The organism is Stenotrophomonas sp., assembly GCF_059505245.1.
Genome location: NZ_JCACKF010000037.1, coordinates 255,586 through 280,709 on the forward strand (window position 1 = coordinate 255,586; position 25,124 = coordinate 280,709).

Annotated in this window: 20 protein-coding genes; 5 read left to right on the plus strand and 15 right to left on the minus strand. The window is 66.6% G+C overall.

Features of this window, described 5'->3' with window-relative positions:
* The first annotated feature begins 20 nt into the window (after positions 1 to 20).
* Positions 21 to 647, plus strand: coding sequence for a response regulator transcription factor (locus AC5JLE_RS14600; RefSeq protein ID WP_032961138.1), 627 nt, complete (start codon positions 21 to 23; stop codon positions 645 to 647).
* On the plus strand, positions 644 to 2,971 hold the full coding sequence (locus AC5JLE_RS14605; protein ID WP_241883847.1) for an ATP-binding protein: 2,328 nt from the start codon (positions 644 to 646) through the stop codon (positions 2,969 to 2,971). Before AC5JLE_RS14600 ends, AC5JLE_RS14605 begins: the two co-directional genes overlap by 4 nt.
* On the opposite strand, the gene AC5JLE_RS14610 is transcribed toward AC5JLE_RS14605, so the two are convergent.
* From AC5JLE_RS14610 to AC5JLE_RS14650, 9 genes are all read right to left on the minus strand, one after another.
* A complete protein-coding gene (locus tag AC5JLE_RS14610; protein ID WP_032961063.1) occupies positions 2,972 to 3,727 on the minus strand; it encodes a SapC family protein in 756 nt (251 codons plus the stop codon).
* Between the two features lie 110 nt (positions 3,728 to 3,837).
* A complete protein-coding gene (locus AC5JLE_RS14615; protein WP_005409616.1) occupies positions 3,838 to 4,110 on the minus strand; it encodes a hypothetical protein in 273 nt (90 codons plus the stop codon).
* Positions 4,111 to 4,364: 254 nt separating this feature from the next.
* Positions 4,365 to 6,401, minus strand: coding sequence for an elongation factor G (gene fusA / locus AC5JLE_RS14620; RefSeq protein WP_197561082.1), 2,037 nt, complete (start codon positions 6,399 to 6,401; stop codon positions 4,365 to 4,367).
* Positions 6,402 to 6,843: 442 nt separating this feature from the next.
* Entirely contained in the window at positions 6,844 to 7,593 is a 750-nt protein-coding gene (locus tag AC5JLE_RS14625; protein ID WP_032961060.1) for a hypothetical protein, read from the minus strand.
* A gap of 63 nt (positions 7,594 to 7,656) precedes the next feature.
* Positions 7,657 to 8,418, minus strand: a complete 762-nt coding sequence (locus AC5JLE_RS14630) for a heme ABC transporter ATP-binding protein (RefSeq protein ID WP_049403890.1) — start codon at positions 8,416 to 8,418, stop codon at positions 7,657 to 7,659.
* Entirely contained in the window at positions 8,415 to 9,458 is a 1,044-nt protein-coding gene (locus AC5JLE_RS14635) for a FecCD family ABC transporter permease (protein WP_053494715.1), read from the minus strand. Before AC5JLE_RS14635 ends, AC5JLE_RS14630 begins: the two co-directional genes overlap by 4 nt.
* Positions 9,455 to 10,501, minus strand: a complete 1,047-nt coding sequence (locus AC5JLE_RS14640; protein ID WP_401732787.1) for a heme/hemin ABC transporter substrate-binding protein — start codon at positions 10,499 to 10,501, stop codon at positions 9,455 to 9,457. The genes AC5JLE_RS14635 and AC5JLE_RS14640 overlap by 4 nt, the downstream gene beginning before the upstream one ends.
* 51 nt (positions 10,502 to 10,552) lie before the next feature.
* On the minus strand, positions 10,553 to 11,929 hold the full coding sequence (locus AC5JLE_RS14645) for a YncE family protein (RefSeq protein ID WP_032961048.1): 1,377 nt from the start codon (positions 11,927 to 11,929) through the stop codon (positions 10,553 to 10,555).
* 122 nt (positions 11,930 to 12,051) lie between these two features.
* Positions 12,052 to 13,080 carry an alpha/beta hydrolase gene (locus AC5JLE_RS14650; RefSeq protein WP_496065421.1) on the minus strand — a complete coding sequence of 343 codons (1,029 nt, stop codon included), beginning with the start codon at positions 13,078 to 13,080 and terminating at the stop codon, positions 12,052 to 12,054.
* A gap of 281 nt (positions 13,081 to 13,361) precedes the next feature.
* On the opposite strand from AC5JLE_RS14650, the gene AC5JLE_RS14655 reads away from it, so the two are divergent.
* Positions 13,362 to 13,736, plus strand: a complete 375-nt coding sequence (locus tag AC5JLE_RS14655; RefSeq protein WP_014647092.1) for a hypothetical protein — start codon at positions 13,362 to 13,364, stop codon at positions 13,734 to 13,736.
* A 74-nt stretch (positions 13,737 to 13,810) separates the two neighbouring features.
* Here AC5JLE_RS14655 and AC5JLE_RS14660 read toward each other — a convergent pair whose 3' ends face one another.
* The 5 genes from AC5JLE_RS14660 to AC5JLE_RS14680 all read right to left on the minus strand — a co-directional run bounded on the left by AC5JLE_RS14660 (position 13,811) and on the right by AC5JLE_RS14680 (position 21,009).
* Positions 13,811 to 14,182 (minus strand): DUF805 domain-containing protein, encoded by a 372-nt coding sequence (locus AC5JLE_RS14660; protein ID WP_014647091.1) that lies wholly within the window; start codon positions 14,180 to 14,182, stop codon positions 13,811 to 13,813.
* Positions 14,183 to 14,407: 225 nt separating this feature from the next.
* Positions 14,408 to 15,685 (minus strand): replication-associated recombination protein A, encoded by a 1,278-nt coding sequence (locus tag AC5JLE_RS14665; protein ID WP_262217303.1) that lies wholly within the window; start codon positions 15,683 to 15,685, stop codon positions 14,408 to 14,410.
* Between the two features lie 230 nt (positions 15,686 to 15,915).
* Positions 15,916 to 16,554: an outer membrane lipoprotein periplasmic chaperone LolA gene (gene lolA, locus AC5JLE_RS14670; protein WP_005413289.1), complete on the minus strand. Its 639-nt coding sequence runs from the start codon at positions 16,552 to 16,554 to the stop codon at positions 15,916 to 15,918.
* Positions 16,555 to 16,665: 111 nt separating this feature from the next.
* Positions 16,666 to 18,609: a DUF3857 domain-containing protein gene (locus AC5JLE_RS14675; RefSeq protein ID WP_197561076.1), complete on the minus strand. Its 1,944-nt coding sequence runs from the start codon at positions 18,607 to 18,609 to the stop codon at positions 16,666 to 16,668.
* A 39-nt stretch (positions 18,610 to 18,648) separates the two neighbouring features.
* A complete protein-coding gene (locus AC5JLE_RS14680; RefSeq protein ID WP_197561075.1) occupies positions 18,649 to 21,009 on the minus strand; it encodes a DNA translocase FtsK in 2,361 nt (786 codons plus the stop codon).
* A gap of 233 nt (positions 21,010 to 21,242) precedes the next feature.
* Between AC5JLE_RS14680 and trxB the strand changes: the two genes are divergently transcribed.
* The gene (gene trxB, locus AC5JLE_RS14685; RefSeq protein WP_100450018.1) at positions 21,243 to 22,214 is read left to right on the plus strand and encodes a thioredoxin-disulfide reductase; all 972 of its coding nucleotides are present in this window, start codon (positions 21,243 to 21,245) and stop codon (positions 22,212 to 22,214) included.
* Positions 22,215 to 22,307: 93 nt separating this feature from the next.
* Here the strand turns inward: trxB and AC5JLE_RS14690 are convergent, their stop codons facing one another.
* Positions 22,308 to 23,786, minus strand: a complete 1,479-nt coding sequence (locus tag AC5JLE_RS14690; protein WP_496065422.1) for an N-acetylmuramoyl-L-alanine amidase family protein — start codon at positions 23,784 to 23,786, stop codon at positions 22,308 to 22,310.
* 192 nt (positions 23,787 to 23,978) lie between these two features.
* Between AC5JLE_RS14690 and AC5JLE_RS14695 the strand changes: the two genes are divergently transcribed.
* Positions 23,979 to 25,103 carry a GNAT family N-acetyltransferase gene (locus AC5JLE_RS14695; RefSeq protein ID WP_496065423.1) on the plus strand — a complete coding sequence of 375 codons (1,125 nt, stop codon included), beginning with the start codon at positions 23,979 to 23,981 and terminating at the stop codon, positions 25,101 to 25,103.
* Positions 25,104 to 25,124: the final 21 nt, after the last annotated feature.

Here is a 25,124-nt window from a genome sequence, read left to right on the forward strand (position 1 = left end):
GCGCCGACCACCTCCCGCGCATGAATGGATTTCCTGCACCGCGTCGGCTTCGCCTGGCGCTCCTGGACGATCACGAAGTCGTCCGTCGCGGCACCGCCCTGCACCTGTCAGGCGATCTCCGCTTCGACATCGTCGCCAGCCACGGTTGCAGCAACGAACTGCTCTGCAGCCTGCAACGCACACCAGTGGATGTGGCCATCATCGATCTCACGCTTGCCCGTGACGACCTGGGTAGCCTCGAGCTCGTTGCGCTGCTGCGCCGGGAATTCCCGCGCACGCCATTGCTGGCCTTCGCCACGCTCTGCCCCACCACCAACCTCAACAGCCTGATCGATGCCGGACTCAACGGATTCGTCAGCAAGGCCGAACCGCTTGCTGCATTGTCCGACGCCATCGTACGTGTTTCCCAGGGCCTGACCCGGGTTCCACCGGACGTCAGGCTGGCCGGCGACCGCGGCGAGCTCAGCCGCAACGAGCGCGAAGTGCTGGGCCTGCTGCTGGAAGGCTTGACGGTCTCCGAGATCGCATTGCGGCGGCACCGCAGCATCAAGACTGTCAGCACGCAGAAGGTTGCTGTGCTGCGCAAGCTGGGATTGCGCAGCGACGTGGAAATCTACGCACTGCGCGAACGACTGGAGACACCGTGAGGCGCCAGCCGCCGTTGCGCCGCCGCTTCCTGTCCACGGGGCTGCTGGCGCTCCTTCTCCTGCCGGCTGCCTCGGCCGAAGATATCCGCTCGCCACGCTGGCTGCCGGGCAGCACTGTACGGGTCGCCACGACTCCCTCCCTGCGCCCCCTGCCCGCGGCCCTGGCCGATCCGTCATCACCGCCAACGCTCGCCCATGGCTATGCCAACCTGGTGGCGCGGCACGCCCAATTCCGTTTCCTGGAACACCCCTACCCGACAACCGCCGCATCGATCCTCGCTGTATGCCATCACGAGGCTGACCTGGTCATGGTGTTTGGCGGCGCAAGGCACCAGGCGCTGCCCTGCCCCGGCCTTGCCGCGTCCACCCCGTTCCGTGGCGGCGCCACCCTGTTGGCCGGACGCGCCGGCGAGTGGCTGCCACGGGAGATGCGCGAACTCGACGGCCGGGTCATCGCCGTCGTTGAAGGCGGACCCTACGCCAGCTGGCTGCACGCGCATCACCCGCAGGTCCGGCTGCGGCAGCTGCCAGACCGGCATGCAGCACTGGCGGCAGTCGAAACCGGCCTGGCGGACGTGGCGATTGGCCTGGAGTCCACGCTGCGCCCCCTGGTTCGACGCCATTTCAATGGCAGCCTGCGCCTGCAGCCGTTCGATAGCGGCTTCTCCACCGACCTTTACCTGCTGGTTCGCCGGGAAGACCAGCAACTGCTTGGGCGCATCGAACAGGCATTGCGGGAGGTCACACTGGAAGAGCACGCAGGCCTGCTCCACCTATGGGCAGGCCAGACCCTGCCTGCCGCGGCCGGGAATGCACTGGACTGGATGCAGGCGTCGCCCCCGCGCGGGTGGCTGCTGCTGGCCCCACTGCTGATTGCCCTGCCGCTGCTGTGGCTCGCAATGCGCCACCTGCGGGCGCGCGGTGACCGAAGCAGCGCGCATGCCATCGGCGTGATCAGCCACGAGATGCGCAACTCGGCGCAGGCCGTGCTGACCTCGATCGAGCTGCTGGGGCAATCGACATTGCCCAAGGGCGAGCGTGACCTGCTCGCCGCTGCCAGCAGCGCCAGCCAATCCCTGCGCAGCCTGTTGAATCGCGCACTGGATTTTTCGCGCCTTGCGAGCGGCGCTTTCAAGCCGCATGCGCAACCCTGCGATGCAACCCAGCTGTGCCGGCAGGCTCTGGAGGCGATCCGGCCACAGGCCCAGCGGAAAGGCCTGCAGCTGCATCTCGATGCCCAGGGCGCATCCCCGTCGAACATCCTGGTGGACGCCGATGCGCTACGCCAGATTGCCAGCAATCTATTGGCGAACGCAGTGAAGTTCAGCGATTCCGGCCGCATCGAGCTGCGCCTGCAACTGATGCCGGCGGCGCGTCCTCGGGCGCTGCTGCTGGAGGTGATCGACAGCGGCATCGGCATCGCGCCGGCGCAGGTAGCCACCCTGTTCCAGCCTTTCCAGCAAGGCAGCAGCGGACGCCAGCGTGGCGGCAGTGGCCTGGGGCTTTCCATCGCGCGCGAACTGGCCCGCGCAATGGGCGGCGACCTCACCGTGCACAGCGTGCTGGGCCGTGGCAGCCGCTTCATCCTGCGCCTGCCGGTGTGCCCGGCTGGCACCGGCGTGGATGCCCAGGACATTCCCGTGGGCGATACGCCACTGGCCGGACTGCACCTGCTGCTGGTCGAGGACCACGAGCTCAATCGCCACGTGATCGCCGAACAGCTGCGGCGCTGGGGCGCAGAGGTGTGCGCCGTGAAAGATGCGGCCAGTGCCCTGGCCGAACAGGCACGACAGCCCCGCTCCGTTGCTCTGATCGACATTGGATTGCCTGGCGCCGATGGTCACGTGCTGGCGCGCGAGCTACGCGGGTCTGCCGGGCGCACCGTTCGCCTGATCGCATTGTCTGCCCGCACCGGACGGCGTCATCGCGCACGCTGCCACCGCTCGGGCTTCGACGCGGTGCTGGCCAAGCCGCTGCGCGCCGCCCAGCTGCTGCCTGCGCTCGACATTGCGCGACCACAGGGCCTGGGCGCAGCCGCGCAGACGATTGACATGGACGCGGCCTACATCGCCGACATCCACGATGAGCTCGGCAACATCGAACGGGTTATTGATCGAGCGGATGCATCGGCACTGGGCCATCACGCGCACCGATTGCAGGGCACGCTGCAGATGCTGGGCCAATGCGAGCATGCGGCCATCGCGGCGGAGCTGGTCGACCTGGCGCATGACGCCGCGCCGGACTGGGCCGATGCGCGGCGCCTGCTGGACGTGCTGAAGGCCGGACAGGGCTCCCGCCCAGCGGGAACCCTGCCAATGCCTTGATCAGGCGGCCAGGCGCTCGACCTGGCGACGGGTCAGGTCATTGAAGCGACCCAGCGACATCAGGTGCTGGTGGATCAGTGCCAGCCAGCCGCTGCGGTGCCACTCGACCACGGTGGCTTCCGGCAGCGCAACGAACTTCTCGACGTCCACCACCAGGAAGCCATTGAGGTTGAACTCGCGGCCATCCGGGGTACGCACGGTGGCGTTGCGCTCGACCAGCAGGCCGTTGTCGGTCAGGGCCTTGGAGAAGGCCAGGGTCTGTTCGTGCTCGCGGGTGTACTGGCCGCAGAACTCCAGCGCCTGCTGCACCATTTCGGTGGCCTTGCCGTCAACGAACAGCGGCTGGCCTTCCTCGCCGCCCTTGACCACGCGCGGGCTTTCTTCGTCGATGCCCAGCAGGAAGTCATTCTCCGCGCCGGTGTCGATGAAGATGAAGGGGTGGCGGCGCAGGTAGGCCGGAATATAGGCCTCGTCTTCCCACAGGCCGTCCTTGATGAACAGGTTCTGGTCGGACACGCCGACGGCAGCCATCGGAACCGCACCGGGGCCGGCGAACAGGATCGGGAAATGATGCAGCGCCAGCGAGAACTCGCCCAGCACCAGCGGAATGGCGTTGTTGCCGGCGGCGAACTCGAGCTTGCCCGGCAGGATGCGCAGATCGGCGTGCACATCGGCCTGCAGCGGCACCGGACGGGTATAGAACAGGGGAGCGCCGCTCGGCGCCGCTTCGGTGGTGGTGTCGCTGGTGGTGGTCATCTTGGGAACCGTTCGATCATGCGCGCCTGCCATCCCGGGCACGCCAGCGGGAACAACCTGAATCCCGCATTATCAACAAGCTCGATGACAACGGCCACCCCGCCAGCGAACTATTTCAGCTGCAGGGGGTAGCGCTGCCAGAGCACGTGGACCAGGAATCCGGCCAGTTCGGTGTCGCGCGCGCTCACCGCTGCACGGATCTTGTCCAGCAGCACCATGTCGCTGCAGGAGCGCACATCGGCGTGGTTGGCCTGCCCTGCCCGGCGCGCACGATAGCGTGCGGCCCGCTGCGCATCGCTCATCGCATACCCGAACTTGGGCGGACGACCGCGCTTGCGCGGCAGGGTCAGCTCCAGGGTTCCGGGGTCTTTGTCATCACGCATGAGAGGGGTGCGGGCGGCGGCGAGCAACGGGGGGTGCGCAATTTATCGTGAGGCATCACTTTAATCCAGCTTTTTCTGCAGTTTTGTTGCATCGCAATGCAAAAAAAAGCGCATCGCGAGGGCCCCATCCACGCATGGCGTGGCTCTAGTGCAGCGCTCGCGACCCGATCACCCGGTAGATCCACGCCATGCATGGATGCGGCAACCCGAACCCACAAAAAAGGGAGCCCGCGAACGGGCTCCCCTCACCTTCTTCATGCAGCGCGCACCGGCTCGTAGCCATGCAGGTGCGCCTCGCTGCTGGCCCGCCCCTGGCTGAGCGAACGCAGCGAGGTGGTATAGCCCACCAGCTGCGCCAGCGGTGCGAAGCCACTGACCTCGGCGCGACCATCCTGATCGTCGATGCGGGCAATGCGACCATGGCGGCGGTTGAGGTCGCCGACCACATCACCCACCGACGCTGACGGCGAATGCACCGTCACCGCCATCACCGGCTCCAGCAGCTGCGTGCCGCCTTCGGCCAGCGCCGCCTTGATCGCCTCGGCGCCTGCGCGATGGAACGCCATCTCCGAGGAGTCCTTGGCATGGGTCTGGCCATCGACAAGACTGACCTCGATGCCGACCACCGGATGGCCCTGCGGACCTTCCGACAACGCAGCACGCACGCCCTTCTCCACCGCCGCGATGAAGCTGCGCGGAACCACGCCACCGACGATGCGGTCGTTGAATACGACCTGGTCGTCCTCGCGCGGCGATACATCCAGCACCACGTGCGCGAACTGGCCCTGGCCGCCGGTCTGCTTGACCAGCCGCCCGACGACGCCGGTCATCGCACGCGTCGGCGTCTCCTGGTAGGCCACGCGCGGCGCACCTACGCCTACGTCGACCTTCCATTCGCTGCGCAGGCGCTCGACCATCACCTCCAGGTGCAGTTCGCCCATGCCCCAGACCAGGGTCTCCGCCGTGTCGCGATCGGTTTCGACGCGGAACGAGGGATCTTCCTGGGCCAGGCTGGCCAAACCCTGTGCCATCCGGATCAGGTCGGCCGCACGCGCCGGCTCCAACCGCCACGCCAGCACCGGTGCCTGTGCCTGGATGTTCTCCAGGCGCAGCGGCTGCGCACGACCGCTCAGCGTTTCACCACTGACCGCATCCTTCCAGCCCAGCACTGCAACGATGTCACCGGCCACGGCCTGTTCGATGTCGTGGGTCTGGTCGGCCTGCACCCGCACCAGGCGACTGACACGCCGCCCCTGCGGATGCTGCGAACTGGCCACCGCATCGCCCACCTTCAAGGTGCCCGAGTACAGCCGCACGAAGCTCAACGCGCCGTGCTGCTGGTGGGTGATCTTGAACAGCAGGCCGGCCAGCGGACCGTCCGGGTCCGGCGGCAGCACGACCTCGCCCTCATCGCTTTCGGCGCTGACGGCAGGGCGATCCAGCGGCGACGGCAGGTAATCGACCACGGCGTCCAGCAGCGTCTCGATACCCTTGTCCTTGAACGCAGCACCGGCCAGCACGGGCACGCCCGCACCCGCCAGCGTCGCCCGGCGGATCGCCGCGCGCAGCTGCCCGGCATCGATCACGCGACCTTCCAGCCAGGCATCGGCCAGTTGCTCATCGTGATCGGCCACGGCCTCGACCAGCGCATCGCGCTGGGCTTGCCACTGGGCCCGCGTCGCTTGCTCCCACGGGGTCACCGTGGTTGCGGCACCATCCTGCCACTGCAGCACGCGCTCATCGACCAGATCGACCCAGCCGTTGAAGCCACTTTCGCTGCCCAACGGCACGCCCAGCGCCCACGGCCGCGCCCGCAGCTTGTCCCGCAGCTGCTCCAGTACGCGCTCGAACGAAGCGCCGACGCGGTCCATCTTGTTGACGAAAGCGATCAGCGGCACGCGGTGGCGACGCGCCTGGCGCCACACGGTTTCGGACTGCGGCTGCACGCCATCCACGGCCGAGAACACGGCCACGGCGCCGTCGAGCACGCGCAGTGAACGCTCGACCTCGATGGCGAAGTCGATGTGGCCAGGGGTGTCGATCAGGGTCAGCCGATGCGGCGGCAGGTCGCGCGGCGCCCACTGCGCCTGCACGGCGGCAGCGCCGATGGTGATGCCGCGTTCGCGTTCGATCGCCGAGAAATCGGTGGTCGCGTTGCCGTCGTGCACTTCACCGACGCGGTGGATCTCGCCGCTTTTCCACAGCAGGCGTTCGGTCAGCGTGGTCTTGCCGGCGTCGATGTGGGCAATGATGCCAAGGTTGCGACGACGGGAAAGGACTTGGGTGTTCATATAGAGGTTCCTGCAAAGCCAACTTCAGGGGCCGCGCCCCCCGGTTGGCGACAGGGTGCGCGGCTAGCGTTCGGTCTCGGCGATCTGGTGCATGGCACGTTCTCCTTTGCAGTACTGGGTAGCGTCGGCTGGGTAGCGTCGACTGTCAGTCGACTCACAAGAAACAGAAACGAAAAGAGCGCCCCGGGGGGCGCTCTGTCGAAGGTCCAGCGATGGCCGCTTCAACGGCCTCGTGGGGCTCCAGGCAGACACGCCCGTTCCGCGTTGGCGCGGGTCAGGGTGAAAAACTTCAGGAGCGGCATCCGATTCATGGGGCGCATTCTAGACCTGCCAATCTGGCGCGCAAGTGAATATTGCAAACATAAATGGAACGATGAGGCCGACAATGATCGGGGTCAGATCCCTTTGCCCCTGGGCAAAGGGATCTGCCTCCTCTCAGCCCTTACTTGCAGCCGTGCAGCGTGCGCGCCTCGGCCACGGTCGCCGCCTGGTCATCCCCCATCGAAATCCACCCCTTCAGCGACGTCGCCGGGTCAATGTGCGGCAGCTGCGGGCCACCATGGATCAGCACCTCGGTCCAGCTCCCCACCGGCGCCAGTTCGGACAGGCGTGCCGCCTGGTCATCCTCGGTGCTGAACGTGTCGTCCGGGCTCGCCGGGGGCGTCGTGTTCACGGTCTCGGTCTTGCGGGAATGCACACGCAGCGCGCCGCCCGGCATGCGCTGGGTGGTGACGTCGTAGCGCTCGATACCGTACGCCCAATGGCTTTCACCAATGCTGCGGGTCTCGCTTCCGTCATCCGCCACAGCCACCACCTCGCCCGCCGGCCCGACCACGCCCGCGACAGCACCCAGGCCGGACATCAGCGCCTGGTAGACGATCATCTGCCGCTGCTCGGTGCTCAACGCAGCGGCCTTGAGCTTGGCAGGGGGAATCTGCAGGTATGCCGCCTCCTTGCAAAGCACCAGCACCTGCTGGTCATCCCAACTCACGGACATTTCCTCGCTGGCGAAGTACTGCGTCCGGATGGACGCAACAGGAGAACCCGCGCCAGCGGAATGCCGTATCTCGATCAGCGAGGCATTCTCCGCCGCATCGGTCAGCGAAACCGGAGAGGTGGAAGCCGCAGTCGCAGCGCCTGCGAAGCCAACCAACACGGCCAGCAGCGTGCCGCGCGAAATGCTACAGATCATTGCATCAGTCCATTGAGGGAATACCGGTCAGACATGATACGCGGCGACGGCAGCAGATCCGGACTACGTCACCACCACCAACGGCACCCCGCGCCGCGGATGCTCCAGCACCACCACATCCTGCTGATAGACCCGCTGCAGGTTGTCTTCGGTGAGCACCTGCAGCGGCGTGCCATCGGCGGCCACCCTGCCCTGTTCCAGCAACACGATGCGGTCGGCATAGCCGGCGGCCAGGTTCAGATCGTGCAGCACCACGATCACGCACGCACCGGCTTCGGCACAGGCACGCACACTGCGCAACGTACGCTCCTGGTGGCGCAGATCCAGCGCCGCGGTCGGTTCATCAAGCAACAGCAGCGGCGTGTCCTGCGCCAGCACGCGCGCGAACGTGGTCCGGGCGGACTCGCCACCGGACAGCTGCTGCACTTCGCGCAGGCGTAGCGCCTGCAGTTCGGCGGCATCGATGGCAGCTTCCACCCGTGCATCGTCCACACGCGGATCCGGCGGATGCGGCAACCGTCCCATCGCCACCACTTCCTCCACGCTGAAGGCGAAGCGCACGCCATGCTCCTGCGGCATCACCGCGCGCTCGCGTGCCAGCGGCCCGGCCTTGTAGCTGGCCAGCGGTTTGTCCAACAGGCTCACCTCGCCCGCATCGGCGCGCAGGTCACCGGCCGCCACCGCCAGCAACGTAGACTTGCCCGCGCCGTTCGGGCCAACCAGCGCGGTCACCGTGCCCGGCTCGAACGCCAGCGAGATGCCATGCAGGATCTCGCGCTGCTGGCGGCGCACCACCACCTGGTGCAGTTTCAGCAGCACGCTCATGGCGCCGCCTTGCGGCGCTGCTGCAGCACCAGCCACAGGAAGAACGGCGCACCCAGCGCGGCCGAGAACAGGCCCAGCGGAATCTCCGCAGGTGGATCGAGCGTGCGTGCGGCGGTGTCGGCCACCACGATCAGCAGCGCACCGAGCAGCCCGGACAACGGCAGCAGCCAGCGATGACCCGGGCCGACCAACAGTCGCGCCACGTGCGGCACCACCAGGCCGACGAAACTGATCGAACCAGCAAAGGCGACCGCTGCGCCCACCAGCAGCGCACTGAACGCGACCAGGCGACGCCGCGTACGGGTCACGTCCAGCCCCAGGTGCTGCGCCTGGCGCTCACCCAGCGCCAGCATGTCCAGCGGCGTGGCCAGTCGCTGCAGCGCAAACACGCCGAGCGCAAACAGCGGCACCACCGCGGCCACGTCGGCCCAGTTGGCGCGCGCCAGCGAGCCCATCTGCCAGAACACCAGCGACTGCAGCTCGCTTTCGCTGGCGATGTAAGTAAGGAAACCAATCAGCGCCGAGCAGAACGCGGCCATCGCGATGCCGACCAGCAGCAGCGTGGCATTCCCACTGCCTTTGCCGGGCCGGGCCAGCGCATAGGTCAGGCCGATCGCCAGCGCGCCGCCGACGAAGGCTGCCACCGGCACCAGCCAGCCGGCCGCACCGGCAGCGCCGAGAACAATGGCGGCCACCGCACCCAGCGCAGCACCTTGGCTGACACCGACGATGCCGGGGTCGGCCAGCGGATTGCCAAACAGGCCCTGCAGACTGGCACCGGCCATCGCCAGCGACGCACCGACCATCGCACCCAACAGGGCGCGCGGAATGCGCAGCTGCCAGACCACGGCCAGATCACGGCTGCTGACTGCCTCTGGGTCAAGCAGGCCCAGCTTCACCGCCAGCGCCTGCATCACCTCCAGCGGTGGCAACCGCAACGGACCCACGGCGAACGACGCCAGCACTGCCCCCAGCAGTGCCAGCAACGCCACCATCAACATCGTCCGCCCGCGACGGCGGCGCCGATCCGCCGGACTCATGCTTTGGGCAACGCCGCCAGGGCCTTGGCCAGCGCCAGCGCGCCCGCACCAGAACCCACGCTGGTGTACTTCAGCTGCACATCCGGCATCACCCAGACCCGATTGGCCTGCCCGGCCGGCGTCTGCTTCAGCGTCGGGTACGCCTTCCACAGGCCTTCGGCACCGCCGAACAGCCGCAGGTCATGCTCGGTCACCAGGATCACCTCCGGTGCCGCGGCGACCACCCCCTCGTTGCTCAGCTGCGAGTAGTTCTTCACCCCAGCCTCGGTGCCAATGTTGATGCCGCCGGCCAGCGCGATCAGCTGCGCTGACGCGCTGTCGGCACCGGCGACAGTGGGCGAGCCGCCAGCGCCGGTGGCCGATACGTGGATCAGTCGTGGCGCATGGCCCAGGCCCTTGCCAATCGCTGCAGCCTCGTCGAGCTGGCGCTGCACCTGCGTGGCCAGTGTTTGCCCCGCTTCGGCCAGCCCTAGTGCGGCGGCGACCTTGCGCACCTTGTCCGGCGCCGGCTGCAGATCATCGATGACCACCGCCGGCTCACCGACTTCGCGCAGCTTTTTGGCCAGCTCGGTGTGGCGGCGCAGGCTGTTGCCGAGGAACAGCGAGCCCTGCAGGCTCAGCACGCCCTCCACGCCAGTGGTGCGGTTGAACAGGAACTGGTGCGGCGCGGCCAGGCCGGCCTGGGTGGTGGTGTTGGTCGGCGCGGCGAATACCTGCGTGCCCAACCCAAGTGCTTCGATCACCGCGATGACGTCGTCGCCACCGGCAATGATCCGGCTGGTATCGGTCACCTCGATATCGGCGCCGTCATCGGAATGCACCTTGGCCGGCAGCACCGCCTTCTGGTCATGCACGGCCGGCAGTTCGGCACCGGCCACGCGCTGCCAGCCTGCCGGCAACGCGGTTTCGGCAGCGGCCGTTGCGGCGGGCGGTTCGGCGGCCTTCTGGCCATCAGGCGGTGTCGACGCGCCGCCACAGGCGGCCAGTACCAGCGAAACAGCCAACGGAAGCGCACACAGGCGCAGACGGGACGCGATGTTCATGCTCGTTCTCCTTGCTGGCAGGGCGACGCGCGCGCCGCCCCACCGTGTGACTTACTGTTTCGGGGTGATGCGGGTGATGCGGTCACCCTTCGGGTCCTCAGCGCCGCGCGACTTGTTCACCGCGAACACGTTGCCCTTGCCATCGGCGCGGACGTGGTTCGGCAGCGTGCCGCCATCAAGATTGGCGACCACCTTGCCGTCACCATTCACCACGGTGACCGTGCCAGCGCCACGGTTGCTGACATAGGCCAGGCCGGAGGCATCATCGAAGGCGACGTTCAGCGCACCGGCGCCGACCGGCACGTCATGCAGCACCTTGCCGGCTGCCACGTCGACGATCAGCAGGTTGTCGGTGCCCTGCGAGGCGACGTACAGGCGGTTGCGTGCCGCATCGAAGGCCACGCCCGAGGCACTGATCGAATTGCCCAGATCGATGACCTTCTCGACCTTGCCGCTGGCCACATCGATCACCGCCGCTTCCGGGGTGCCGATGCTGACGGTGAACAGCTTGCCACCCTTCTCGTCCAGCACCAGGCTCATCGGTGTGAACGTGCCGTCGTCCACGCCGGATTCCAGCGTCACTGCCGGCAGCTCCTTGAAGGTCCTGGCGTCGAACACCGACAGGTGGTCCTCGCCCGTTGCCGAGGCGAACACCTTGCCGCGGGTGCCATCGACCACCACGTCGCGCGCGTGCGGCACAGTGTCGGCCGGGAACTGGTGGACCAGCGACAGGTCCTTCTGCCGGTAGACCGCGATCGAGTTCTGGCGGGTGTTGGTCACCCAGACATTGCCGTTGGTGTCATCCACGCCCACGCCGTAGACCGCGTACACCGCACCATTGGTGCTGCCCGGCACCTGCGCCGGGGTGATCGCCCTGGTCACCTTCAGCGACGTCGGGTCCAGCCTCAGCAGCTGCGACTGGGTCACCGGCGGGCGACCCACCGCCGAGGTCACGAACACTGCGTTGCTGGCGGCACTGTAGGCGGACTGGTACAGGCCCGGCACCAGCTTGCTGGACCGGGTGGCGAACTGCGCCTGGCCGGACAGCGGCAACTGCGGCGACACGCGCAGCTTCAGCACCGTGGCCGCAGCCGGCTGGCTGGCGCGCACCACCACCGGGTGGGTGCCCGGCACCGCGTCGGCCGGAATGCTCAGCTGGGTCTTGAAGTTGCCATCGGCATCGACCACCACCGGCTGTGCGTTGAGCACGCTGTCGCCACGCAGCAGGCTGACCTTCTGGCCCGGCACGAAACCACGGCCGACCACGTCGGCGGTGCTGCCGGGAACCACGTTCTCACCGCGTGAGACGACCTCACCCTTGAAGGTGGCGTTGGCCGGCTGGTCGAACACCGGCTGCGCGGTGGCGGTCACTGCCAGCAGCAGGCCGGCAGCGAGAGAGGTAAGACGGAGAGACGGACGGAACGACATGGCAGGCTCCTTGCACACGTAGGCCGCGCCACGTGGCGCGGGGGTCATCGGTTGCCTGGGCCGCTGCACGTCGGCAGCCTCGCCTGGGTAGTGGGGTCGCACGGCAGCGCGTGCGAAGGGATTCATTCGGCGGCGTTGTCACCGCCATTGGGCGCGCCATCGCCGGCGCTGCGATCGGTCACGCCGTACAGCTCATGCAGCGCCGCATGGAACGACGCCGGCAGCATCGGGCCGTGGCCAAGGCCGGGGAACTCGCGGTACTGCACGCTCAGGCCCGGCACCTTGCCCAAGCGCTCGGACAGCTGCATCGCCGCATCCGGGGTGGCGCCACCGATGCGGCGCAGGTGCGCGACCACGCGCGGATTGCTCATGTCGCGCTTACCGCGATCACCGACACGCTCGGCACCGCCCAGCATCAGCCAGAGCCTTGCCGGCTGGCCGTGCACGTTCTGCACGAACTGTTGTTCCGGATCCCCCAGCGCCGCACCCTGGCTCCACCACAGCGACGGGCTGGCGGCCAGATAGGACTGGAAGGCGGCCGGACGCGTGTACAGCACATTGAGCACGAACAACCCACCCAGTGAGTGGCCCCACAGCGCTTGCTGCTGCGTGTCGATGCGCGCGCGACGCTCCACTTCCGGCTTGATGCGGCGCTCGATCACATCCAGGAACGCGGCAGCCCCACCGCCAACCGCCTGGGTCGTACCGCTCTCGTCGTCGGCGCGATCGATCCATGCGGTGTAGTCGCGGGTGCGCGCCTTGGAGTCGATGCGCAGGTCGTTGTCGTAGCCGATCAGCACCAGCACCGGTGGCGCCTTGCGCGCGGCGAGCTCGGCCAGCAACGGCTGATCCAGGACCATCGCGACGGCGTTGCCGTCCAGCGCGTAGAGCACCGGGGATGGCGTCTTGCCGGCCTTGGCCGGAATCGCCAGGTTCACCCGCCAGCGGCGTTGCTGGTCGGGACTGTCCACCACGAAATGCTCGAAGCGATAGCTGGCCGCAGGCTCGTCGAGCACGGTGCGGCCGATCTTCTGCAGCGGGTTGCGCTGCTGTGCATGGGCATATGGGGTGACCAGGAGCAGACCCATCATCAAGGCGGCCAAGCCGCGGGCCAGCGGACCACGGCGCGAAGGCGGAACAAAGTGCTTCATCAGGGGCGGCAGAAGCGGCCCAGGGCCGCCGGTTCACAAGGGACCGCAGTCTACCTTAAACGCGAATGATTATCACATCGATCAAACGTCACGCTGTGTATCACGCGCGCGCATGCCCGGGTTGCGCAAGGGGCAGCAATTCCCCTATTTTGCCGCCCATCGGGGCATTGGATCGCCCCGCTTCCAGCGCAGCCATGGATGGCGGGCACTCGCCGCCATCCGGGTCGCGTTCATCTGCACACAACCGCCATGGGATTGGATCCCATGATTGTGAGACTCCCTTGAAGCACACCACCCTGATCGCCCTCTCCCTCGGCCTGCTTGCGCCGCTGGCCGCCCATGCCGCACAGGACCTGCCAACGCTCTACCAGGCCTTTGAAGAAGCCGGCAATTCGTCACTGGGCATGGACCAACTCAACCAGACGGTGACATTCACTGCCGTAGCCCTGAGCGTTTCCAGCAACCTGGCGGGCGAGCCGCTGATCGAGGCCGGCGACGACCAGGGCAATGTCCTGGCCCGACTGACCAGCGACGACGAACAGCAGGCGGCCAAGCTGGGCGCACTGGAAGAAGGCGCGACGTTCACCGCCAGCTGCACGCTGCAGTTCAGTTCCGGCACGGACTACCTGTCCTTCGGCGACTGCACCATCAAGTAAAGACGAAGCCGGCGAAATGCCGGCTTCTTTTCTTTGCCTCTTGTGGAGTCGAGCCATGCCCGACTCGCGAAATGTCACGGCCCCGAAGGCACCGGACCATAAGCATTTTCCTGCGGCGTGCCCGGCAGCAGCGCGAATACGAAGATCACCAGGCCGCCGAACGGAACGAAGGCCAGCAGGTACATCCAGCCCGACTGGTTGCAGTCGTGCAGGCGGCGCACGGTGACGGCGATGACCGGCACGAACGTGGCCAGCCAGAACACGACAAACAGGATGATCGACGCGATGCCCAGGACGTCGGACTGCATCACCAGCCCGGCAACGAGCGGCACCATCAGGACGGCGGAGACGATCAGCATGAACAGCTGGAACATCCAGTACTCACGACGGTTGGCACGCCCCTCGAACTGGGCGTAGCGCTTCAACGGCAGAATCATTTCCTGCACGGCATCAATCCTTGAAAAAGTGGCCGCGCAGTGTGCCAAAGACCGCCGCCGGGAACAATGTGGAGCCGAGCCATGCTCGGCTGCCATTGGCCCTGTAGAGCCGAGCCCATGCTCGGCTGCCATTGGCCCTGTAGAGCCGAGCCCATGCTCGGCTGCCGTTGCCGCAGGCGCTGCTGGCCCGGTCCAGAGCGGAGTCGAGCGCGGCTCGACGCTACATAAACCGGGTCAGCGACCCTTTGCCGCCCTCGCCGCTTCGCGCTCGGCACGCAGCCGGTCCAGCTTTTCCTTCAGCTTGATTTCCAGGCCACGCGGCACCGGGTTGTAGTACACCCGTTCGCCCATCGCATCCGGGAAACCCGTCTGGTCCAGCGCGATGCCACCCTCGGCGTCATGGTCGTACTGGTACTCGGCGCCGTAGCCGAGCTCTTTCATCAGCTTGGTCGGCGCATTGCGCAGGTGCAGCGGCACTTCTTCGGTGCCGCTCTCGCGCACGTCGGCCTTGGCCTGGTTGAAGGCGGCATAGCCGGCGTTCGACTTGGCGGTGCTGGCCAGGTAAAGCACCAGCTGCGCGAACGCCAGCTCGCCTTCCGGGCTGCCCAGCCGCTCGTAGATGTCCCAGGCTTCCAGCGCCATGCTCTGCGCGCGCGGATCGGCCAGGCCGATATCCTCGATGGCCATGCGGGTCAACCGGCGCGCCAGGTAGGACGGGTCGCAGCCACCATCAAGCATGCGGGTCAGCCAGTACAGCGCGGCATCCGGGTTGGAGCTGCGTACCGACTTGTGCAGCGCCGAGATCTGGTCGTAGAACTGCTCGCCACCCTTGTCGAAGCGACGGGTGCGATCGGCCAGCACCTGGGCCAGGGTCTGTGGGGTGATGCGCCCCCCCTCCCCGCCCGCCAGTTCCGCAGCGATCTCCAACAGGGTCAGCGCACGGCGCACGTCGCCATCGGCGGCGGTGGCGATTTCCAGCAGCAGTTCGGGGGCGACCTCGATACCCTCTTCGCCCAGGCCGCGCTCGCGATCAGCCAGCGCACGTTCCAGCGCCTCGACGATATCGGTCGGCGAAACACCTTCCAGCACATGCACGCGGCAACGCGACAGCAGCGCCGAGTTCAGCTCGAACGACGGATTCTCGGTGGTAGCGCCGACGAACAGGATCGTGCCGCGCTCGATGTGCGGCAGGAACGCATCCTGCTGCGCCTTGTTGAAGCGATGCACCTCATCCACGAACAGCACGGTGCGCCGGCCTTCGGCGAAACGCTGCGCGGCCTCGGCCAACACCTGGCGCACCTCCGGCAGGCCGGAGAGCACGGCGGAGATGGCACGGAATTCTGCGTCGGCGTACTCGGCCAGCAACAGCGCCAGCGTGGTCTTGCCACAGCCTGGCGGCCCCCACAGGATCATCGAATGCACGCGACCGGATTCGACCGCGCGACGCAGCGCGCTGTCCGGCGCCAGCAGGCGCTTCTGCCCAACCATTTCGTCGAGAGTGCGCGGACGCATGCGCTCGGCCAGCGGGCGCAGGTGTTCCCGATCGACGCTCAGCAGATCGGGACCAGGGAAGGAAGTTGAACGATGTCTTGCCACCCGGTCATTGTACCGCGCCGCCCAACGGTAGCGCCGGGCCGTGCCCGGCGGGCGGGACGCGATGTCTGGTAGTGCCGGCCGCTGGCCGGCAGATCAAAAGCGTGTCAACCAAGGTTGACACCCACCAAGGCGCCTCCGCCCACAGGTCAATTACCGATGACGTCGGTGCCCTTCGGCGGGGTGAAGCTGAAGGTACCGGCGGCAAAGCCCGGGTTGCGCTTCCAGCCGCTGAAGCTGATCACGGTGCGCTGGCCAACCGCATCGGTGATTTCCATCTTGGCCAGGCCCTGGGCATTGAAGCCCAGCGCGGCGTACTGGAAGCTGGCTTCGGTCTCGCGCTTCGGCGACAGCGACAGCCACTGCAGGCCGTCGCGCTGCGCAGCCTCTTCACTGACGTCGTACTGCTGTTCCAGCAGCGCCGGGTTGATCAGCGCGGTCAGCGGACTGTTCTGCTCTTCCTTGCCCTGCTCGCGCACGGTGGCCTGCTCCAGGTCCGGTTCGTACATCCAGACCTTCTTGCCGTCGGCCACGATCAACTGCTCGTGCGGGCGCACGTATTCCCAGCGGAACAGGCGCGGCGCCGACAGGGCCACGCGGCCACTGGTCGATTCCTTCACCTTGCCGCGGCTGTCGAACACCTGCTGGCTGAACTGGCCATCCAGGCCCTTCAGGCCACTGGTGAAGGTCTTCAGGTCATCGCGGGCGCCTGCCCAGGCGCTGCCGGCGGCGGCGCAGGCCACGGCCAGGGTGGTGGTGGCAAGGAAACGACGGAAGCGGAAGTTCATGCGGGAATCCTGTGGGCGCGGGCGCCAGGAAAGGTGGTTGCCAGTGTGCCCGGGGAAAGATGAATGGGCGATCAGGGCGACATTATGCCGCCCTGAACGTCCATCGGCGATTCAGCCGCCCGAGCCCGGCAGCTTGCCGTACAGCACCTGGCCACGGAAGCCACGCCGCACTTCGCGATACAACGCGCGGAATGCGGTGTAGTCCTGCGGCTGGCACAGCGCCTCCGGGCCACGCACCGCGTTCTGCTGCAGGCGATGGCGCACGATCACGTCCTGCCCCTCGCGGCTCCAGTCCACGCGGTACTCGCCAGCGGCGTTGGTGAAACGCTGGTTGGCCGGGATGGCGATGATCGGCGCATTGGCAGGGAACTGCAGGCGATAGGTTTCCTCGCGCAGGCTGGCATTGCAGTAGAACGGCGTCTCGTTGGCCGGCGCAGAAGCGGTGGCGTACAGGCCACGCACCGACTCGCCGCCCGGCGGATCCGGCACGGCCATGCCGCCGGCCACGCTGAAGTCGGCGTAGTCCTCGGCCTGGAAGGCCATGCGATAGCCGAACGGCCGGGTCAGGTCGACCGGCACGCCCTGGATCTGCAGCTGCCCTCGCCCGTCGAAACCGGACGCGGCCATGATCTGCTCCTCGGCGCGCGCACGATTCTGCGCGTTGAGCTGGGAGAACTGGGCGCGCATGCCGATCTCGGCGTTCTCGCCCAGCTTCGGAATGGTCTCGCCGCGCAGGTTGCCGTTGGCGTCGAAGGTGAAACGCACTTCCATCGAGGTGGCATTGCGCTGCGGCGTGTTGGCCGGGGTGCGTGCCAGCGTGGCGTCGCGGGTACGCATCACCGGCGCACCCAGGTCACCTTCCGGCAGCTGCCCGAAGCGGGCCCACGCGGTGGTCGAATCAAGGTACAGATCGAATTCCGGGATGTAGGTGATGGCGTGGTTGAAGCGGCCCAGCACCGGAATCTTCGGCAGCGTCGGGCCACCGCCGGCACCGATCAGCACCGGCGAGCTGGCGATGCCCTTGGCTGCCAGCAGTGCCTCGAGGATCGTCACATGGTCCTTGCAGTCACCATAGTGGTTGTCGAGGATGCTCTGCGCGCTGTTCGGCTCCAGGCCGCCATTGCCCAGGTACACCGCCACATAGCGGATGTTCTGCGCCACCCAGCGGTACAGCGCATCGGCCTGCTCGCGCCGGTCGCTGATGCCAGCGGTGATTTCATCAGCCAGCGCCTGCAGCGCCGGGGTCACGTCGGCCGCCGGGCCGGCCTTGAGCTGGTAGGCGCGTCCCATCTGCGACCAGTCACGATACGTGCTGGCCATGATGTTCGGGCCGAACTCCCAGCCCGCCGCCGACCAGTTCTGTGCCGGCATGGCTTCGCGCCGCTGGTAGCGCCAGCGCCACTGCGCCTGGCCGTTCTTCACCGTCGGGCGATCGCTGCCCTGCACGCCGCGGCTGTCGACGAACATCGGCAGGCTGGCCGGCGCAGTCAGGGTGACCTCGGCGTCTTCGTACTCGGTGAAGACGTTGAAGGTCTCCCACAGGCCGAAATAGCCCGGGAAGTACGGCGTGGCCTGGGTGCGGCGCACCTGGTAGTACAGGCGCGTGCCCGGGGCCAGGTTCGGGAACACGATCACCCGCACCTTGCGGTCGGCATACATCGCCGCCGAGGCGCTGGAGTAGCTCTCCTGGGTGTAGATGCGATCGGCCGGCACGTCGCGGCGCTGGCCATCGGCGGTGATGGTGTAGGCACCGAGCACTTCCAGCGTCTCCATCTTTTCGCTGTAGCTCAGCCGCACCTGGCTGAACTGCTCGACGGAGGCCTTGGTCTTGAGCAGGACTTCGTAGGTTTCGGTCTGCACATTGCCCGCATCCGGCCGCACCTGGTAGTCGGCGCGGTAACGGACAATGCTGAAATTATTGCTGGCTTCGGTATCGCCGCTGGTGGAAGGCGGCGCCGTGGCGGGCGCGGAGGTGGCGGTTTCTGCCAGTGCCGGGCCGGCAGCCAGGAAGGCTGCCAGCGCCAGCGCCAGCGCGCTTGGTACGGGGTGAAGCATGCGTCGGTTCCTTGGACGTCGTGGGGGATACGTCGGGCCTTACTTCTGCGGCGGCGGTGCCAGCACCGTGCGGTCGCCGTTGTGCTCGGGCGGGCTGACCACGCCGGCCGCTTCCATGGCCTCGATCAGTCGCGCTGCACGGTTGTAGCCGATCTTCAGCCGGCGCTGCACGCCGGAAATCGAGGCGCGGCGGGTCTCGGTGACCACCCGCAGCGCTTCGTCATACAGCGGGTCGGACTCGTCGCCGGCCGCACTGGTCTCGGGCAGGCCGGTGGCACCGACGACCACGCCGTCGCCCATCGTCTGCACCTCGTCCAGCACCCCGTCGACATAGTCGGCCGGGCCCATCGCCTTGAGGTGCTCGACCACGCGGTGCACTTCGTCATCGGACACGAACGCACCATGCACGCGCTCGGGCAGCGCGGTGCCCGGCGGCAGGTACAGCATGTCGCCGTGGCCCAGCAGGGTCTCCGCGCCGGACTGGTCGAGGATGGTGCGCGAGTCGATCTTGGAGCTGACCTGGAAGGCGATACGGGTCGGGATGTTGGCCTTGATCAGGCCGGTGATCACGTCCACCGACGGGCGCTGCGTGGCCAGGATCAGGTGGATGCCGGCCGCACGCGCCTTCTGTGCCAGGCGCGCGATCAGCTCTTCCACCTTCTTGCCGACGATCATCATCATGTCGGCGAATTCGTCGATGAAGATGACGATGAACGGCAGCGTCTCCAATGGACGCGGCGCCTCGCCCAGCTCCGGGTTCGGCTTGAACAGCGGGTCCATCAGCGGCTGGCCGGCATCCTGCGCTTCCTTCACCTTCTTGTTGAAGCCGGCCAGGTTGCGCACGCCCACCGCGCTCATCAGCTTGTAGCGGCGCTCCATCTCGGCCACGCACCAGCGCAGGCCGTTGGCAGCCTCCTTCATGTCGGTGACCACCGGCGCCAGCAGGTGCGGGATGCCCTGGTAGACGCTCAGCTCGAGCATCTTCGGGTCGATCATCAGCATCCGCAGGTCTTTCGGCGAGGCCTTGAACAGCAGGCTCAGCACCATCGCGTTGACCGCCACCGACTTGCCCGAACCGGTGGTACCGGCCACCAGCAGGTGCGGCATGCGCGCCAGATCGGCCACGGTCGAGCGCCCTGCAATGTCCTTGCCCAGCGCCAGGGTCAGCACGCTGGCCGACTTGTCGTATTCCTTCGAGCGCAACAGCTCGGACAGGTAGATCATCTCGCGGGTGACGTTGGGAATTTCCAGGCCGATCACCGACTTGCCCGGAATCACGTCGACCACGCGCACCGACTTCACCGACAGGCCGCGCGCGATGTCCTTGTCCAGCGAACTGATCTGGCTGACCTTGATGCCCGGCGCGGGCTCGATCTCGAAGCGGGTGATGACCGGCCCGGGGTTGGCGCCGACCACCTGGGCGTCGATGCGGAAATCCTTCAGCTTGAACTCGATCTGCCGTGACAGCGCGTCCAGGGTTTCCTTGTCGTAGCCCACCGGCTGCGGCTTGGGGTCGTCCAGCAGGGCCAACGGCGGCAGGTCCGAGCCGTCGCCGTTGACGCCACGGAACATCGGGATCTGCGTGTCGCGCTTGGCCCGGTCACTCTTCTCGATCACCGGTTCCGGGCGCGGCTCGATCTTCACCGGCTCGCGCTTGGCGCGGACCTCGGCATCGGCCTTGCGCACTTCCTGGCGCTCCTCGCGCATCACCCGGGTCTGCTGCCACTCGGTGACTTCTTCCTTCTTGCGCGCCAGCAACGGTGCCAGCGACATCACGCCACGGCCGATCTTTTCCATCACCGTGAACCAGGACAGCCCGGTGGCCAGGGTAATCGAGGCCAGCAGCAGCACCAGCACGAACAGGTTCGCGCCCAGCGCACCGAAGCCCACCGTGAGCGAATTGCCAACCAGCTTGCCGAGAATGCCGCCGGCGCTGGAGACATCGCCACTGAACAGGCGTACATGCAGGAAGCCGGTGCCAGCAATCAGGAAACCGACCAGGCCGACCAGGCGCAGCGCCGGGTCCAGGTCGTTCTCGCCCTTGCTCTCGCGCTTGAGGCCGAACATGGCAATCCACGACAGCGCACCGAGCACCACCGGCAGCAGGAAGGCGATGTAGCCGAACAACTGCAGCAGCACGTCGGCGATCCAGGCGCCCGCGCGACCACCGAGGTTGTGCACCGGCGCGACCACGCTGCCGGTATGCGACCAGCCCGGATCCGTCGCTGAATAGGTGAAAAGACTCGCCGCCAGATAGAGCAGGGCCGGCGCGATCGCGATCAGGCCCAGGTCGCGCCAGAGGCGCTGGCGGCGTGGATTGTCGGTCGTCGCCGCCGCGGCCGTGCGACGTGACGCCTTGCTGTCGTCCGACTTGGAGCGTTCAGGGACCTGCTTCGCCACCTTAGACCATACCTTTGGAATGCGCTGTTAGTGATTGATAATAAATGAGACGGCGTCAGTTTTCAGTTATGCGACTTCTGACCGGGCCCGGACAGGGCCGAAACCACCGCTGGATGACGGCGTTCTGTTCATCGGCTTGAATCGCCCTGCCCCAGCCGCCACTCTATGACCAGCCACGGATGCTGCGCAAACATCGCCAGCGCCTTGTCCCATCTACCTTTTCGCGAGTCTACATGAGCACCAGCCTGCCCTCCCGCCACCAGCGCCTCGTCATCCTCGGTTCCGGACCGGCCGGCTGGACCGCCGCCGTCTACGCCGCCCGTGCCAACCTGAAGCCGGTCGTCATCACTGGCCTGCAGCAGGGCGGTCAGCTGATGACCACCACCGAGGTGGACAACTGGCCGGGTGACGCCCACGGCCTGATGGGCCCGGACCTGATGGCGCGCATGCAGGCCCACGCCGAGCGCTTCGAGACCGAGGTCATCTTCGACCACATCCACACCGCCGACCTGTCGCAGCGCCCGTTCAAGCTGATCGGCGACAGCCACGAGTACACCTGCGACGCGCTGATCATCGCCACCGGCGCCACCGCCAAGTACCTGGGCATCCCGACCGAAGACCAGTTCAAGGGCCGCGGCGTGTCCGCCTGTGCCACCTGTGACGGCTTCTTCTACCGCGACCAGGACGTGGTCGTGGTCGGCGGCGGCAACACCGCCGTGGAAGAAGCCCTGTACCTGTCCAACATCGCCCGCAAGGTCTACCTGGTCCACCGCCGCGACACCCTGAAGGCGGAGAAGATCATGCAGGACAAGCTGTTCAGGAAGGTGGCCGAAGGCAAGATCGAGACCGTCTGGCACCACCAGGTGGAGGAAGTGCTGGGCAACGATGCCGGCGTGACCGGCGTGCGCGTGAAGTCCACCCTGGACGGCGGCACCCGCGACATCGACGCCCACGGCTTCTTCGTGGCCATCGGCCACCACCCGAACACCACCCTGTTCGACGGACAGCTGGCGATGAACAACGGCTACCTGGAAATCCGTTCGGGCCTGGGCGGCAACGCTACCCAGACCTCGGTGGAAGGCGTGTTCGCCGCCGGCGACGTGGCCGATCAACACTACCGCCAGGCGATCACCTCGGCCGGCTTCGGCTGCATGGCCGCTCTGGACGCCGAGCGCTATCTGGACGCGCAGGGCAAGGCCAGCTGACCGGTGGTTTGTAGAGTCGAGCTATGCTCGACTAAGGAAAACGGGCGCGCAAGCGCCCGTTTTCGCAACCCTTCTACCCTCTCCAGGCATCACTCAGGCCCGGACGCAGGACTGGGTGAACGCCACCGGTGCCGCGACGACATCGTCCGCATCGCGCAACAGGACATTCCAGCGGACTGAGCCGGGCTCCGTGGAGGAGCAGCTCACTTCGAACTTCACCGGCGCATCCGGATCTTCAAAGCGGCCCTTCCACGGCGTGCAGTATCCGGGCCGGTCGCAATCTGCCACGGCCACTTCAAGTTCCAGGGGGTACTGGGGATTGCCCGCGAAACCCACTGTCAGCTCGCGCACCGCCTGCAGCGAAACCTCGACATCGGGAAGGGGGTGAAGCGTCAAAGGCTCACAAGCCTTGCCCTGTGCCCACAGGCGATAGCCCTTCTCCACCCCTTTCATCGCCGCCGAGCGGAAGACGGGGTCCTGCAAGGCGGCCACATCGTCAGGATTGGAGTGGTAGGCGGTTTCGATGATCACCGAGGGCATCTTCCCAATGCGGTTCTCGCCGTGCCTGGCCGAGGTCGAACTCTCGCGAATCGGGAAATCCCGATAGCCCGGTTGCGCTCGGATGATTTCACGCATCCCACAGAGAATGCTATCCGCCAGCGCCTTGTCCTGCGGTTTGTCCTGATGATAGTAGACCTCGGTTCCACGCAGACTGGCTGAATCGCTGCCATTGGTGTGCAGGCTCAGCATCACATCCACACCCAGATGGTTTGCATAGTTTGGCCGAGCCCGTATGTCCTCTTCCTTTTCGCGAGCAGACTCTGGGCTGTTCGGAAACTCATTCCACATGTCGGTGCGTTCGGGGAAAAGCGCCTTGAGGTGGTAGCGGGATGACATGTGCTCCCATGGCTTCCCGGACTCCGGATGGAGTTCCGTGGAGCGGCTCCGTGCCCGGTGCACCGTCAGGCCGCTACGTTGTTCCATCAATACTTGCAGTTCGTCACCAAACAGTGGACTCAGCGTGTCTTCCTGAATGCCGAGAGGCGCTGGGCGCTGAAACTTCCATTCCCTGCTGGGATGCAAGCTGATGTAGCCATGGCTTGCTGACACCAAAGCTGATGTATGCGTCAACTTCTCTTTCGTCTTCGGCGGGACGGCCAGATCCTCGGGGTAGTATTCCTCAAGTGTTTTTCCGTCAAACAGGAAGTCAATATCATTCACATCCAGTCCTGACTTCTCGGCGTAGAACCTCAACGTAGATGCCATCGGAATCAGGAAGAGCTCGTCATAACCGCGATCCGGGCCGGGAAGGTATCCAGGCCCAAAGCTGATCACCATCGATCTTGCCTTCACATCAAGACTGATGCTGACGCTGATTTGTCGCAGCTCACCCCTCTCCTGCAAATGACGCGTCAGCTGGTTCGCAGCTTCACGCTCCAACAGCGCAACTACTTCCGCGTAGGCACCTGGATCCTCAAGCACTTTTGCCGGCTGATCTCCAGAAGCCAACACGGGTGGTACAAAGATCAGGCCGCACGCGACCACGGCAGTTGCAAGCTTCAGTCCCTTCATTGTTGATTTCTCCATGTGGTGGGATGCGCGCCGCTCGTGCAGCGCCCCGCCACCCTGCCGAGCCGTGCGCCGGTGATTCCGCACCAAGCGCACACGGATGGACAATTCAAACTTTCCTCACCCCCAACCGGAACAAACCAACCCAGCCCCGCCAGCCCCGTTCGCTATCCACCTGGCCTATCCTTGCCAACCATGCTCTCCCCCCGCTTCCTCGACTCCCTGCAGTTCATTCCCGCCACCGACTGGGATGCCCTGCACGACGGCCAGAATCCGTTCGTCAGCCACGCCTTCCTCTCCGGCCTGGAACAGCACGGCTGCCTACGCGAGGACTGGGGCTGGCAGCCCCGGCACTTCACGCTCTGGGAAGGCGACACCTTGGTCGGCGCAATTCCGGGCTACCTGAAGACCAACTCCCACGGTGAATTCGTGTTTGACCATGCCTGGGCAAACGCCTATGCCCGCCATGGCCGCGACTATTACCCGAAGTGGCTGGGCGCAGTGCCGTACTCGCCGGTCACCGGGCCGCGCCTGCTGGCCCGTCACGATTCAGAGCGCACCACGCTGCTGTCGGCGTTGCGCGATGCACTGCCGGCACTGGCCGTGTCATCGGCCCATATCAACTTCCACGCCGCAGCGGACGAGGCGCTGTTCGGCGATGACTGGCTGCTGCGCGAGGACGTGCAGTTCCAGTGGCAGAACCCGGGTGACTGGGCGACATTCGACCAGTTCCTCGGCGCGATGAACCACAAGCACCGCAAGAACATCCGCCAGGAACGGGCCAAGGTCGCCCGCCAGGGCATCACCTTCCGCGTGGTGCATGGCGACGACGCCAGCCGCGCCGACCTGCAGGCGATGTACCGCTTCTACCTGCAGACCTTCCTTGAGTACGGCAATGCCCCGGCCCTGACCGAGGCCTTCCTGCGCCATCTGGCCATTTCATTGGGGCGCGGGCTGGTACTGTTCCTGGCCGAGCAGGAAGGCCAGCCGATTGCCGGCGCGCTCTGCCTGCGCGGCGGTGACACGCTGTACGGCCGCTACTGGGGCGGCGCCACCCTGCCCGGCCTGCACTTCGAAGCCTGTTACTACCAGGGCATCGAGTACTGCCTGCGCGAAGGCCTGAGCCGTTTCGAACCCGGCGCACAGGGCGAGCACAAGCTGGCGCGCGGCTTCCTGCCTACACTGGTGCGCAGCCGGCACTGGGTGGCTGATGCGGATTTCGCCGAGGCGTTGCAGGAGTGGTGCCGGCAGGAGCGACGGGATGTGCGGCGCTACCAGCAGGAGCTGCAGGGGCACAGCCCATTTCGCGCGGACGGGTGACCTGCCAACCAAGGTTGGCAT

What these genes read in the sequence shown, in the direction of transcription:
- AC5JLE_RS14600 (WP_032961138.1), top strand. Translation starts at nt 21, where the DNA reads ATGAATGGATTTCCTGCACCGCGTCGGCTTCGCCTGGCGCTCCTGGAC.
- AC5JLE_RS14610 (WP_032961063.1), bottom strand. Translation starts at nt 3,727, where the DNA reads ATGACCACCACCAGCGACACCACCACCGAAGCGGCGCCGAGCGGCGCT.
- AC5JLE_RS14615 (WP_005409616.1), bottom strand. Translation starts at nt 4,110, where the DNA reads ATGCGTGATGACAAAGACCCCGGAACCCTGGAGCTGACCCTGCCGCGC.
- fusA (WP_197561082.1), bottom strand. Translation starts at nt 6,401, where the DNA reads ATGAACACCCAAGTCCTTTCCCGTCGTCGCAACCTTGGCATCATTGCC.
- AC5JLE_RS14625 (WP_032961060.1), bottom strand. Translation starts at nt 7,593, where the DNA reads ATGATCTGTAGCATTTCGCGCGGCACGCTGCTGGCCGTGTTGGTTGGC.
- AC5JLE_RS14630 (WP_049403890.1), bottom strand. Translation starts at nt 8,418, where the DNA reads ATGAGCGTGCTGCTGAAACTGCACCAGGTGGTGGTGCGCCGCCAGCAG.
- AC5JLE_RS14635 (WP_053494715.1), bottom strand. Translation starts at nt 9,458, where the DNA reads ATGAGTCCGGCGGATCGGCGCCGCCGTCGCGGGCGGACGATGTTGATG.
- AC5JLE_RS14640 (WP_401732787.1), bottom strand. Translation starts at nt 10,501, where the DNA reads ATGAACATCGCGTCCCGTCTGCGCCTGTGTGCGCTTCCGTTGGCTGTT.
- AC5JLE_RS14645 (WP_032961048.1), bottom strand. Translation starts at nt 11,929, where the DNA reads ATGTCGTTCCGTCCGTCTCTCCGTCTTACCTCTCTCGCTGCCGGCCTG.
- AC5JLE_RS14650 (WP_496065421.1), bottom strand. Translation starts at nt 13,080, where the DNA reads ATGAAGCACTTTGTTCCGCCTTCGCGCCGTGGTCCGCTGGCCCGCGGC.
- AC5JLE_RS14665 (WP_262217303.1), bottom strand. Translation starts at nt 15,685, where the DNA reads ATGCGTCCGCGCACTCTCGACGAAATGGTTGGGCAGAAGCGCCTGCTG.
- lolA (WP_005413289.1), bottom strand. Translation starts at nt 16,554, where the DNA reads ATGAACTTCCGCTTCCGTCGTTTCCTTGCCACCACCACCCTGGCCGTG.
- AC5JLE_RS14675 (WP_197561076.1), bottom strand. Translation starts at nt 18,609, where the DNA reads ATGCTTCACCCCGTACCAAGCGCGCTGGCGCTGGCGCTGGCAGCCTTC.
- trxB (WP_100450018.1), top strand. Translation starts at nt 21,243, where the DNA reads ATGAGCACCAGCCTGCCCTCCCGCCACCAGCGCCTCGTCATCCTCGGT.
- AC5JLE_RS14690 (WP_496065422.1), bottom strand. Translation starts at nt 23,786, where the DNA reads ATGAAGGGACTGAAGCTTGCAACTGCCGTGGTCGCGTGCGGCCTGATC.
- AC5JLE_RS14695 (WP_496065423.1), top strand. Translation starts at nt 23,979, where the DNA reads ATGCTCTCCCCCCGCTTCCTCGACTCCCTGCAGTTCATTCCCGCCACC.